This is a genomic window from Pseudoxanthomonas sp. P4_B2, assembly GCF_056402315.1.
Genome location: NZ_JBFUHQ010000001.1, coordinates 616,783 through 629,099 on the forward strand (window position 1 = coordinate 616,783; position 12,317 = coordinate 629,099).

At 63.7% G+C, this 12,317-nt stretch carries 12 protein-coding genes and 1 tRNA gene; 7 read left to right on the forward strand and 6 right to left on the reverse strand.

From position 1 onward, the window contains the following. Positions 1 to 22: 22 nt before the first annotated feature. Positions 23 to 601, reverse strand: coding sequence for an FMN-dependent NADH-azoreductase (locus AC1DTQ_RS02760; RefSeq protein ID WP_477847742.1), 579 nt, complete (start codon positions 599 to 601; stop codon positions 23 to 25). A 116-nt stretch (positions 602 to 717) separates the two neighbouring features. On the opposite strand from AC1DTQ_RS02760, the gene AC1DTQ_RS02765 reads away from it, so the two are divergent. From AC1DTQ_RS02765 to AC1DTQ_RS02780, 4 genes are all read left to right on the forward strand, one after another. Next, positions 718 to 1,704, forward strand: coding sequence for a LysR family transcriptional regulator (locus AC1DTQ_RS02765; RefSeq protein ID WP_477847743.1), 987 nt, complete (start codon positions 718 to 720; stop codon positions 1,702 to 1,704). 80 nt (positions 1,705 to 1,784) lie between these two features. After that, positions 1,785 to 1,874 (forward strand) — tRNA-Ser (locus AC1DTQ_RS02770). Positions 1,875 to 1,905: 31 nt separating this feature from the next. Then, positions 1,906 to 2,484, forward strand: a complete 579-nt coding sequence (locus AC1DTQ_RS02775) for an HD domain-containing protein (protein ID WP_477847744.1) — start codon at positions 1,906 to 1,908, stop codon at positions 2,482 to 2,484. Positions 2,485 to 2,693: 209 nt separating this feature from the next. Continuing rightward, complete coding sequence (locus tag AC1DTQ_RS02780; protein ID WP_477847746.1) at positions 2,694 to 3,341, forward strand: response regulator; 648 nt, start codon at positions 2,694 to 2,696, stop codon at positions 3,339 to 3,341. Between the two features lie 36 nt (positions 3,342 to 3,377). Here the strand turns inward: AC1DTQ_RS02780 and AC1DTQ_RS02785 are convergent, their stop codons facing one another. Then, positions 3,378 to 6,629, reverse strand: coding sequence for an Rne/Rng family ribonuclease (locus tag AC1DTQ_RS02785; protein WP_477847747.1), 3,252 nt, complete (start codon positions 6,627 to 6,629; stop codon positions 3,378 to 3,380). Positions 6,630 to 7,048: 419 nt separating this feature from the next. Between AC1DTQ_RS02785 and AC1DTQ_RS02790 the strand changes: the two genes are divergently transcribed. Continuing rightward, a complete protein-coding gene (locus AC1DTQ_RS02790) occupies positions 7,049 to 8,029 on the forward strand; it encodes an RluA family pseudouridine synthase (protein ID WP_477847749.1) in 981 nt (326 codons plus the stop codon). 123 nt (positions 8,030 to 8,152) lie between these two features. Here AC1DTQ_RS02790 and AC1DTQ_RS02795 read toward each other — a convergent pair whose 3' ends face one another. Together AC1DTQ_RS02795 and AC1DTQ_RS02800 are read right to left on the reverse strand one after the other, a co-directional pair. Then, the gene (locus AC1DTQ_RS02795; protein WP_477847750.1) at positions 8,153 to 8,578 is read right to left on the reverse strand and encodes an energy transducer TonB; all 426 of its coding nucleotides are present in this window, start codon (positions 8,576 to 8,578) and stop codon (positions 8,153 to 8,155) included. A gap of 57 nt (positions 8,579 to 8,635) precedes the next feature. Further along, positions 8,636 to 8,977, reverse strand: a complete 342-nt coding sequence (locus tag AC1DTQ_RS02800; RefSeq protein WP_477847752.1) for a 4a-hydroxytetrahydrobiopterin dehydratase — start codon at positions 8,975 to 8,977, stop codon at positions 8,636 to 8,638. Positions 8,978 to 9,072: 95 nt separating this feature from the next. On the opposite strand from AC1DTQ_RS02800, the gene AC1DTQ_RS02805 reads away from it, so the two are divergent. Further along, positions 9,073 to 9,669: an NfuA family Fe-S biogenesis protein gene (locus AC1DTQ_RS02805; protein WP_310090522.1), complete on the forward strand. Its 597-nt coding sequence runs from the start codon at positions 9,073 to 9,075 to the stop codon at positions 9,667 to 9,669. Between the two features lie 12 nt (positions 9,670 to 9,681). After that, a complete protein-coding gene (locus AC1DTQ_RS02810; RefSeq protein WP_477847753.1) occupies positions 9,682 to 11,262 on the forward strand; it encodes a hypothetical protein in 1,581 nt (526 codons plus the stop codon). Between the two features lie 139 nt (positions 11,263 to 11,401). Here AC1DTQ_RS02810 and AC1DTQ_RS02815 read toward each other — a convergent pair whose 3' ends face one another. Continuing rightward, positions 11,402 to 11,851 (reverse strand): c-type cytochrome, encoded by a 450-nt coding sequence (locus tag AC1DTQ_RS02815; RefSeq protein ID WP_477847755.1) that lies wholly within the window; start codon positions 11,849 to 11,851, stop codon positions 11,402 to 11,404. Positions 11,852 to 11,858: 7 nt separating this feature from the next. Then, positions 11,859 to 12,281 carry a c-type cytochrome gene (locus AC1DTQ_RS02820; protein WP_477848350.1) on the reverse strand — a complete coding sequence of 141 codons (423 nt, stop codon included), beginning with the start codon at positions 12,279 to 12,281 and terminating at the stop codon, positions 11,859 to 11,861. Positions 12,282 to 12,317 lie beyond the last annotated feature (36 nt).

Here is a 12,317-nt window from a genome sequence, read left to right on the forward strand (position 1 = left end):
ATTGGCACGAACAACTTGCTCTTTAAGCAGCCAGACGCTGCGGCTCCGGAATGGCGGCCAACGCCCCTGCGATCGCATCGCTACGATGCTGCGGCGAATAGGCCACGCCTTCGGCGCGAACGAATTCGATATCGGTCACGCCCAGGAAACCGAACACCTGGCGCAAGTACGCTTCCTGGAAATCGGTCGGCGCGCCGGAATGGATACCGCCGCGGCCGCTGGCGATAATGATCTTCTTGCCGCCGACCAAACCTTCCGGACCTTGCGCGCCGTAGCGGAAGGTCTTGCCGGCAACCGCCACGCGATCGATCCAGGCTTTCAATGTCGAGGGAACGGAGAAGTTGTACATCGGCGCACCGATCACCAGGACATCGGCGGACAGGAACTGTTCCATGGTGCGCGCCGCGTCGGCCGCTTCCTCCGGATTGGTCTGGGCCAGCGACTGGCCGGTCAAATGGGGCAGGGGATTGCTGTCCAGGTCGCGGTATTCGAGCTGTAGCTGCGGGAGTTTGTCCTGCCAACGGGCTACGATGGCGGCGGTGAGCTCACGGGTGACCGAACCGGTGCCCAGTGCGCTGGAGTCGAGGTGCAGGAGTTTCATGTTGGCTATCCACTTCAGAAGCGGCAGTGCCGCGTTGGATGCCAAGGTAGATCGTTGTATAAATAGAATAAAGATGGTTTAATATCACTAATTGTTCTGAATATGGAATTATTGCCATGCAGGATCTGAATGACCTTTATTACTTCGCCATGGTCGTGGACCACGGTGGCTTCGCTGCGGCCGAACGCGCGTTGGGTATTCCCAAGTCTCGCCTGAGCCGGCGCATCAGCCAGTTGGAAACCGACATGGGCGTGCGCCTTCTGCAGCGTTCCACCCGCCGTTTCGCGGTCACCGATGTGGGGATGAGCGTGCATCGCCACGCGCAAACCATGCTGGCCGAAGCCCAGGCCGCCCGCGAAGTCGTGGATCGCCTCAGTGCCGAGCCGCGTGGGGTGGTTCGGGTCAGCGTGCCGGTGGAAGTGGCGCAGACGCAATTGCCGAAGATCCTGCCGGCCTTCCTCGACAAATACCCGAAGGTGCGTCTGCAACTGCACGTCAGCAATCGCCGCGTGGATCTGATCAACGAAGGCTACGACGTGGCTCTACGTGTGCGCGCCAAGTTGGACGACGACGGCAGTCTGGTCATGCGCAGTTTCGGCCAGATCCGTCAGCTGATGGTCGCCAGTCCCAAATACCTGGCGCGCGCGGGACGGCCCAAGAATCCCGAGGAATTGGCCGATCATGTGACCTTGAGCACCAGCGAAGACGAGGCGCGCCAACGTTGGGAGCTGCATGGTCCCGATGGCGACATCCGCCGCGTGGATATTCAGCCCCGCGTATCCGGTTTCGATTTCCCTTTGCTGCAATCGATGGCGCGCGATGGTTTCGGCATCACTCTGCTGCCGGAGACGGTGTGCGCCGATCTGGTGCGCAAGGGCGAGCTGGAAGTCGTGCTGCGCGACTGGACTTTGCCGCAGGGCATCTGCCACGCCGTATTCGCCTCGCGCCGCGGCATGTTGCCAGCGGTACGCGTGTTCATCGATTTCCTGGCTGAGCATCTGCCCAAGGAAATCGAATCGTCGCGTTTGGATTGCGGCGGAAAGTGCGATGAAACGGGAAAGAACGGGGAAGTGGCCGAAATCAAGGTCAAGAAGGCCTCCTAGGCAAGCCAGCCTGGGCAAGCCAGCCCGCTTCATGGGAAAATGCCGTACGGCCCGCAACGGGCCGCTGCAGCAACAGCTTCGGAGAGATGGCCGAGCGGTTTAAGGCACCGGTCTTGAAAACCGGCGATGGGTCAAACCATCCGTGGGTTCGAATCCCACTCTCTCCGCCATCCGTTTCGCCTTTTGGTGTTCCCCCGTCGAATGCAACAGGCCGTCGATTTCATCCTGGAAATAGACAAGCTCAAGGGCGTTGCCCGCAAAGTGCGGCCGCTGGGCCAGGATCGCTACGAAAATTCCGCCGAACACAGCTGGCAAATCGCGCTGTTGGCGGTATCGCTCGCGCCTTACGCGGAATCCTCGGTCGACATCGACCGGGTGATCCGCATGCTGTTGGTGCACGACATCGGCGAGATCGATACCGGCGACACCCTGATCTTCGTGGAAGGCGGTTGGGAAGAACGCAAGGCCGCCGAACTGGCGGCGGTGAAGCGTATTTTCGGCTTGCTGCCGGAAGCGCAGAGCGCACACTCGCTGTCGCTGTGGGAGGAATTCGAACGCGGCGAAAGCGCCGACGCGCGTTTCGCCAATGCGGTCGATCGCGCCATGCCGGTATTGCTCAACCTGGCCAACGCGGGCCAGAGTTGGCGCGAGAACGGAATCAGTTACGAGCGCGTGGTGGCCCGGGTAGCGCCGCCGATCAAGGCAGGCTGTCCTGCGCTATGGGACTACCTGCAGGGCCGGCTGGAAGAGGCGCGCGATAAAGGATGGTTCGGAGCCTGAAGTCGAAATGCGGGCTGCTTGGAAGCGTGACCGCCAGACGCTGCGCGCTCGGCACGAATAAGTAGAATGACGTAAGTAAGCGCCACTGCGAAACATTCATTACGTGGCCTGACCTTGTTTTCACCGCTCCCACAGGGAAATGTGAGTTGCCTCGCGTCGATCGTCGGGGCTAGTCTCGCGACGGGAGTGTCACCAAAGGGGAAACAAGGATGACGATACGGGTATACCTGATCGACGATCATGCGCTGGTGCGTACCGGCATGAAAATGATATTGGCCGGCGAAGTGGATATCGAAGTCGTCGGCGACGCCGACAACGGCGAAGACGCCTTGCGCCAGATACGCAGCCTGAAACCGGACGTGGTGCTGTGCGATCTGCACCTTCCGGGATTGAGCGGGCTTGAGATCACCGAGCGCATCACCCGCGGCGATCTCGAAACCAAGGTGATCATCGTATCGGTACTGGAAGACGGTCCCTTGCCTAAACGCCTGCTCGAAGCGGGCGCCTGCGGATACATCGGCAAGGCCGGCGATGCGGCCGAACTGTTGCGCGCTGTGCGCGAAGTGGCACGCGGAAAACGTTACCTGGGCACGAACGTCGCCCAGAACATGGCGCTTTCCCACATGGGCGGAAGCGAATCGCCATTCGACGGATTGTCGCCCCGGGAACTGGAAGTGGCGATGCTGCTCATCCAGGGACTGCGCCAGGAAGATATCGCCAAACGCCTCAGCCTAAGCGCCAAGACGGTGAACACGCACAAGACGCGGTTGTTCCAGAAAGTCGGCATCCAGGACAACATCGCACTGGCGCGGCTGGCCGCGCAGTACGGACTACTGGATCCCACGCGCTCGTTGTAGCGAACGCGTGGGACGCTCCAATCAGGCGCTGCCCGATCAGGCGCTGCGTTCGCTGCCCTGATCTTTTTCTCCATCGGCCGTTTCATCGTTGTCGGCGTGCAGGGCCAGATCGTGCTCTTCGTGCTTTTCCACCACTGCCGCAGGTTGCGGTGCCGGCATGGGCTCGAACAGATGACGCGTGACCGAAGACGGCGTGTCGGCGTCGGCGGTGAAGAACAGCGAACCGGTGTTGCCGACCGCGGGCCGCACGGGTGCGGGCTTCGGCGGCTCGACCGCAGCTACCGGTGCCGGCGTCGGTTCCTCGACTTCAGGCGTAGCAGTTACTGCGGCGATCGAAGCGGCTTCCGCAGGCGTCGGATTCTCGACCAGGGTGAAGCTTTCGACGGTGTCGTTCTTCAGGATTTCCTGAGCCGCCGCGTTGGCTTCGGCCGGTGTGGCGATCACGGCGGGTTCGGCGGCTTGCGCGACCGATTCCGTTCGTGGCTCGACGACAGACGACGTCAGCGCAGCTGAAGGCTGAGGCGCTTCCACCGTTTCCACCGCAGCGGCAACGATGGACTCGGACTCGAACGTGGCCACTACGGGGGCAGCGACGATGGGCTCGGCTGTGGCCGTGGCCGCTACCGGAGTGGCGTGGGTCTGTTCGACAGCACGCTCCTCCACAGCACGCTGTTCCACAGAAGCAGAAGGTTGTTGTTCGACAGCAGTGGGTACGGGCCCGGCAACGGCCACCATGGGCACTGCAGGCGCTTGAGCGGCAGCGGGACGCGCGACTGGCTTGGCGGCCGGCGCTTCATCGTCGAAATCGAACTCGGGCTGCGAACCGTTGGCGATGATGACCTGCGGCTGTTCGTCGTCGCCGAAATCCTCTGATCCGCCCGCTTCATTGCCGGCACCTGCTTCGCCCGCGCCACGACGCCTGCGGCGTCCGCCACGGCGGCCACGACGACGACGACCTGCGCCATCGCCGGTATCGGCAGTTTCGCCTTCGCTGGAATCGTTGGCGGCTGCAGGCTGCAAGGAAGAATCTTCCTTTTCATCCTCCATCCCGGAGGCGAGGGCCGAGGGCGCGTCGTTGACGAATGCGGCAGACCCCGCTGGGGTTGTCGCAGCCGTAGTCACCGCTGCCGCCGTCGTTGCGATGACGGGTACTACGGTCAGATCGGCCGTTTCCGTTGCGTTCTCCTGCCGTGGCTGCTTGGGCGCATCGTTATTGCGCGGCTGGCGTTGCTGGCGGCCGCTGTTCTGGCCAGCTTCGTTCTGCGGCTTCTGCTGCTTCGGCTGGTTCTGCTGCTGTTTCGGCGGCTGCTGCTTCTGCGGTTGTTCGTTGCGCGGCTTCTGCTGCTGCTGGCCGCTCTGGGCGGGTTGCGCGCCCTGTGGCTTGGGACCACGCTGTTCGTCGCGGCGTTGGCCGCCCGCGTTACCACCGCGCCCCTGACCCTGTTGGCCACCGCGACCGTCGCGGCGCTGACCGTTGTTGCGATCGTTGCCACGGTCGTTGCGCTGGCGGTTTTCGCGCTGGCGGGTTTGCTCGGCAAGGGTGGCGTTGGAGGTTTCGCTAGAACCGCCACCGAATACGCGCTTCAGCCATCCCACCACGCCACCGGAAGCGGCAGGCGGCGCAGAGGCGGCAGCTGCGAATGCCGGTGCGGGCGCCATGGCTTCTTCGCGCTCTTCGCGGATCGGCGCAGGCTGGCTGTGCTTCACATGGGTGACCGCGGGCGCGGGGATGTTCAACTGCGCCTTGGTCAAGGCATGCACCGGCAGCTTGCGCGGCGTATTGCGCTGGTAGCTCGGCTTGGAGGATTCCTCGCCCAATTCGTTTTCGCGGATGCGGGTGACTTCGTAGTGCGGGGTATGCAGCGCTTCGTCGGCGACGATGACGATCGGCGCGTCGTGGCGCTTCTCGATTTCGCGCAATGCATTGCGCTTTTCGTTGAGCAGGAAGTTGGCGATTTCCACCGGAGCCTGCACCAGCACCTGTCCGGTGTTCTCCTTCATCGCGTGCTCTTCGGCGACGCGGATGATGGAAAGCGACAACGATTCGATGCTGCGCATGCGGCCATGGCCTTCGCATTGCGGGCAAACGATCTGGCTGGATTCGCCGAGCGAGGGACGCAAGCGCTGGCGGCTCATTTCCATCAGGCCGAAGCGCGAGATACGGCCGATCTGCACACGCGCGCGGTCGTACTTGAGCGCGTTCTGCAGGCGGTTCTCGACGTCGCGCTGGTGCTTGCTGCTGGACATGTCGATGAAGTCGATGACCACCAGGCCGCCCAAGTCGCGCAAGCGCAGCTGGCGGGCCACTTCGTCGGCCGCTTCCATATTGGTCTGGAACGCGGTGTCTTCGATGTCGCTGCCCTTGGTGGCGCGCGAGGAGTTGACGTCGATCGCGGTCAGGGCTTCGGTCTGATCGACGACGATGGAGCCGCCCGAGGGCAGACGCACGTTGCGTTCGTAGGCGCCCTCGATCTGCGATTCGATCTGGAAGCGGTTGAACAGCGGGATGTCGTCGGTGTAGTGCTTGAGCTTGCGCAGGTTGTGCGGCATCACCTGTTCCATGAACTCCTTCGCCGTGGCGTAGAGCTCAGGGGTGTCGACCAGGATCTCGCCGACATCCGAACGCAGGTAGTCGCGCAGGGCGCGCACGATCAGGCGCGATTCCTGGTAGATCAGGAACGGAGCCGGCTTACTGAGCGCGGCCTCGGCAACCGAGCGCCAGACCTGCAGCAGATAGTCCAGGTCCCATTGCAGCTCTTCGGCATCGCGGCCGACGCCGGCGGTGCGGATGATCACGCCCATGTCTTCGGGAATGGCCAGCGCGTCCATCGCCTTCTTCAGCTCGGCACGGTCGTCGCCCTCGATCCGGCGCGAGACGCCGCCGGCGGTGGGCGAGTTGGGCATCAGCACCATGTAGCGGCCGGCCAGCGAGATGAACGTGGTTAGGGCGGCACCCTTGTTGCCGCGTTCGTCCTTGTCGACTTGCACCACGACTTCCTGGCCTTCGCGCAGGAGTTCCTTCAGGCCGGCCTTGTTGTGGTCGACACCTGCCTGGAAATAGTCGCGGGAGATTTCCTTCAGTGGCAGAAAGCCATGGCGTTCGCCGCCGTATTCGACGAAGGCCGCTTCCAGCGAAGGCTCGAGCCGGGTGATGCGGCCCTTGTAGATATTGGACTTTTTCTGTTCTTTGGACGGTTGTTCGATATCGATGTCGTACAGGGTCTGTCCGTCAACGATGGCGACGCGCAGTTCTTCTTCCTGCGTCGCATTGATCAGCATACGTTTCATTGTGCGTTCCTCGCGCGCTGCTACCGCGCGGAACACCGTGGGTTTCGCAATCTGGATACTGCTCGCCACCCCTCGCGCAGGCGCGAACGGGGCGGAGTTGGTTTCCAGCGCTACAACACCACGGCAGGCCGCGGGAGCGCTTTGGTTCATTTAACAAATATGTTTCGGACCGGAGGCTGCTCGAGCTTGTGCTCTTGCGCCTCACGGGGCATGTTCAGCTACCGACGTCTGACGCATCGGGCGATGTCCGGATTCGCCGACTAGCCGCTAACATGGTCGCCCCTGGGGCGGTGGCCGCGCACTTTGTCGGAATCGCGGAAAGCTGGGCTTCTGGCCCGCAGCATCGTGAAGATGCTGGTTAACTTCCAGCGAAATCAAACCCTTATCTCGCCCCCCGAGTGTATCAGAATAAAAGACGGATGACCGATCAGCCCCCAGCAAGCAAGCCCGAAGGGGCCACCAAGACCGCCGTTCGCACCATCAAGGTGCCTGAAGACCGGGATGGTCAACGTCTGGACAACTTCCTGCTGGGCCAGTTGAAGGGCGCTCCGCGCAGCCTGGTTTACAAGCTGGTGCGCAGCGGACAGGTGCGGATCAATGGCGGGCGAGCCAAGGCGGACCGGAAGCTGGAGGCGGGCGATGAGGTCAGGATTCCGCCCGTCAGTCTCAGTGATCCCGAAGACAGAATGCCGCCGCCCAGCGGTTTCCTGCAGCGGCTGGAAGCGGCGATCGTGTTCGAAGACGCGCGCCTGCTGGTGCTGAACAAGCCTACCGGCGTGGCCAGCCATGGCGGCAGCGGGATCAGCCATGGCGCCATCGAGACCCTGCGGGCGTTGCGGCCCAATATGAACCTGGAACTGGTGCACAGGCTGGACCGCGATACTTCCGGTCTGCTGATCGTGGCCAAGAAGCGTTCGGCCCTGACCGAATTACAGGCGTTAATGCGCGAGGAAGGCGGCACTGGCATCCGCAAGCGCTATCTGACCCTGCTGGTCGGACGCATGCCGGACGGGACCATGAGCGTGGACGCGCCCCTGCATGTCGGTCTGCGTCAGGGTGGCGAGCGGCACGTGCAGGTGAATGCTATTGGCAAGGAGTCGGTGAGTCATTTCAAGGTGCTGGAACGCCGGGGCGGGCATTCCTATTGCGAAGTCCGGATCGAAACCGGCCGCACCCACCAGATCCGAGTGCACGCCCAGCATATTGGTCATCCGGTAGCCGGCGACGACAAATACGGCGACGAGGCGGTCAACAAGCGGCTACGCGAACAAGCCGGTTTGAAGCGTCTGTTCCTGCATGCGGCGTCGCTGGAGTTCGCACTCGATGGCGGCAAGGCGCCTTATGTGCTGAATGCGCCGCTGGCCGACGACCTTGCGGCGGCACTAGATCGCCTGGCCTGACTCCGGCGGGCATCGTCAAGGCCGCGCTTTTGTAGAGCCGAGCTTGCTCGGCTGCTCTTTTCCGGCAATAAAATCGCTAAAAGCAGCCGAGCAAGCTCGGCTCTACAAGGATTTGGTCTGGACTTAGCGCTGCTCGTCCAGGCTGAAGCAGTCGCTGGGACGTACCTGCGGCGGTTTGAAATTCACCGGCACCTGGATGCTCTGCACGACCGGCTTTCCGCCACGCGTGGCCGGTTCGAACTGCCAGGACTTCACGCCTTCCAGCGCGGATTTGTCCAACGCGTCCTGCCCGCTGCTTGCCACCAACTGCACGTTGGCCGGCTTGCCATCGACATCGACGGCCATGCTCAGCATGACCATGCCGCCTATTCCCGCACAGCCCAGCTCGGCGGGGTAGTGCGGCATCGGAGTGTTCACCGCGGCCACTTGCGTGGAAGGAATGACCGGCGCGGATGGCGGCGAATCGGCGCCACAGGCCGACAACAGCACAGCCATCGCCAGGCTTGCGCCAAGCGCAAGCCGGAATCGGGAGTCGAATCTGCTTTTCATGGCACGCCTACCTTCATTGGACAGTTCCGAGGGGAAACCTGGGCTATGGATCGGGTGTCAGTTGGCAAGCGCATCGGCCTTGGCCGCGCAGATAAAATCGTTCTCGCTAAGGCCGCCGACATCGTGCGTCGAGTAGCGCACGACCGCGCGGTTGTAGTGCACTCCCAGATCGGGATGGTGGTCTTCGGTGTGCGCGATATAGGCCAACGCGTTCACGAAAGCCATGGTCTGGTAGTAGTTGTCGAAATGGTAGGTTCGGCACAGCGCGCGGCCTTCTTCGACCAGGTCCCAGCCCGGCACTTCCAGGATCAGTTCGGCAACACGGGCCTTGGTCAGTTTGTGCTCGCTGCCCTTGAGCGGCAGGCAATGCGCTTGGGCCAGGGGGATCAGGTCGGACATGGGGGACTTCCTCGGACTCGGACTGGCTGAACGTACCATCCACGCCGTTATGTGCTCGAATGAGCGTCTAACATTAGGGTGGCTAGAATAGCCGCATGATCCATATCTCCGACACCGCCCAGACCCATTTCCGCAAGCTGATCGAACGCGAGGCGCTGCCCGGCCTGGGCGTGCGACTGAGCGCGGTCGATCCAGGGACGGCGCGCGCCGACGCACGCCTGGAGTTCGCCGAGCCGCGCGATCTGGTGGGCGACGAATGGGCGGTCGACTGCGATGGTTTCACCGTCTATGTCGATGCCAACAGCGTGGCCTGGCTGGACGGCGCCGAGATCGACTACGTCACCCAGGGCGCCGGCAGTCAGCTCACCATCAAGGCGCCGAAGATCAAGGGCCAGGCGCCGGCCGAATCCGCCTCTCTGGTGGAACGTGTGCGGTGGGTGGTGGAGAACGAGGTCAACCCGCAGCTTGCCCAGCACAAGGGCAGGGTGGCGGTGGAACAGGTGAGCGCGGACGGCGTGGTGTTGCTCCGTTTCGGTGGCGGCTGCAATGGCTGCGGCATGGCGGACGTGACTCTGAAGCAGGGTATCGAGAAGACGCTGATGGCACGCGTGCCCGGCGTTACCGCGGTGCGTGACGTCACCGATCACGATACCGGCGACGCACCGTACATTCCGCGCGACAACGCGGCCTGATTTCCCTCTCCGGTGACGCGAGCCGCCGAAATCATCGCAGCGCTGCAGGCGGGCAAGCCAGCGCCCATCCTGGAACGCCACACCGGTATGCCCTATGGCTGGGGGCTGTGGCTGCGCGCCTTGAGGGAAAAACTGGGAGTGATCCGGCACGACAGTGCCGAAGCGATCGTCCAGCTGTTCTCAGAACGGCCAGTGGCGGAAACCCCACGACGTCCTTTGGCGCTGAATCGCTGGCAGGCTTTCCGCTCGATGTTCTATCAGGACTGGGGCCCGCCGCTGCGCGAGGACCGCAGACTGCGCTGGTTCGCCGGCGGCGTCAGTTTCTTCATGCATCTGTTGTTCGCGCTGCTGCTGATACTGCTGGCGATGATCAAACTGCCTCCTCCGCCGGCGGCCAACGACGAGAGCCGGGTGCAGGTCGAGTTCATGGGGCAGGGCACGCCCGAGGAAGAGGGTGGCGGACCGCCCGCGGCGCAATCCGAATCCGCGGCCGCCGCCGCTGCTGCCCAGCCCGCGACAACGCCGTCCTCCAGCACGCCCGCTGAAACTGCGCAGGCTTCATCGGTGCCGCAACAGGAAATTCCCGTGCCGGCACCGCCCGTGGCGCAGCAGAACGTGCAGGTGACGGAAACGGCCGAGCCCACCACGACCTTCGTGTTGCCGCCCGCGACTCCGCGTTCGCTGGAAATCGCGCCGCCGCAAGTCAAACCGCGCGAGTTGGGCGTGCCGACACGTGAGGTTACGGTGGTCGAGGCGCCTCCGGCGCAGCGCGAACTGCCACGGCGGGAAATCGCGATTCCCCAAGTCGCCCAGCCCACCCAGGAAGTGCGGCAGCGGGAGATCGCGGCGCCGCTGCCGCAGATACGCAATGTGCAGATTCCCTCACGCGCGATTGCCGCGCCCGAACTGCGCGCGCCGGCGCAAAGCGTGCGCCAGGCCGAGATCGCGGCACCGAATCGCGGCACAGCCTCCTCCAGCAGCGCCGCCAATACGGCCAGCTCTTCTACAACGGGCGATTCCGCGCGCGCTCCCAGCGCGCAACAGGGCACACAACCTGGTTCGACCGCCGCCGGTTCTTCGGCAGCCGCAAGTCGTCCTGGAGGTGTTGTTACACCCAAACGCGGGGATGATTGGGGCGACTCCACTCGCAATACCCCGGGCCAGCCTACTGGCGGGCGGGCGGGCGACGGTCCCGGCCTGTTCAACGCCGACGGCAGCGTACGCGTGCCGCCCAACGCCACCGGAGACGCATCGCGTCCGGGCGCGCCCGGCTCCAAGCAGCAGCAGCGCGCCGATGCCGATCGCGCCAGCAAGTGGTTGGAGCGCCCTGAGTTTCCTTACGAACCGAGCATGTTCGACAAGTACTGGCGCCCGACCAACGAATCGCTGCTGGCCGAATGGGTACGCCGCAATATCCGCGAAGTGGAAATGAAGATTCCCGGCACCAACAAGCGGGTGAAATGCGTGGTGTCGGTGCTGCAGGTCGGAGGAGCCTGCAGTCTGTTCGACCCCAACCTCAACGAGCAGCCGGCCGTTGCACGGCCACCGCCGGAGATCCCAGTGAAGCGCACTCCGATACCGACCGACAGCTGATCAGAGCAAGCCTGGTAGTGGGAGCGGCGTCCCGCCGCGAGCTTTTGCTCTTCACAGATTTCGGAAGCAATCAAGAGTCGTCGTCGGAAACAAAAACGGAGCCTTGCGGCTCCGTTCTATTGCGATCCCGCGACAGTGATCAATCGAGGCCGTGCAGGTCGCGCAACTGCGTGGGGCGCGAGCCGAAGTAAGCGGCCAGGTCGGAAATCTCCTGGTCGGTCAGTGCCGCCGCTTGCGGCGTCATCTGCGGGTTCTGGCGGTCGCCTGCGCGATAGGCTTGCAGCGCATGGGCGATGTAGTCGCCGTACTGGCCGCCGAGCTTGGGATAGGTCGGATCGATCGGCTTATTGCCTTCCGCGCCGTGGCAATCGATGCAGCTCTGTTTGGTCGCTTCGCTCTTTACCTGCGAACGCTTCTCGCCGGCAGCGATGTGTCCTTCGGGCAGACCCGCGGACGAGCTGGAACCATGCTCGCCGCTGGCGTGGCCGGGATCCTCCGCGGCGACTTCGTTGTTCTGGGAGCAGGCGGCCAGGGCGAGGGCGGCGAGCAGGGCGATGGCTAGACGCTGGGCGTGCACGGCGTTCGACATGGGCGGCTTACTTCACGGAAGAGAGATAGGCGGAAAGGTCGGCAATATCCTGGTCAGAGAAACTCTGCGCCTGGGCTTGCATCGTCGGATGCTTGCGGTTGCCTTTCTTGTATTCGGTCAGCGCTTGGGCCAGGTACTCGGCCGACTGGCCGCCGATGCGCGGTACGTGGAAGCTGGGATAGGCGTTCTTGTAGCCTTCGACACCATGGCAGCCCTGGCAGGTATAGGCCAGCGTGCGGCCGGCCTGGGCGTTGCCGACCGGTGTGGCGGCGGGCGCCGCCGGTGCTGCGGTGGCCGGGGCGGGCGCGGCTTCGGCAGGTTTGGCTTCAGCAGGCGCGGCGGCCGGTGAAGCGGGGGTTTGAGCTGTGACGACAGCCACCGAAAGGGCGGCGGCCAAGGCAAGGCAAGCGGCGAGCGGTAGCGGTCGCATCATGTCGTAATCCGGGACTCTCTCATTGCGCGCGCT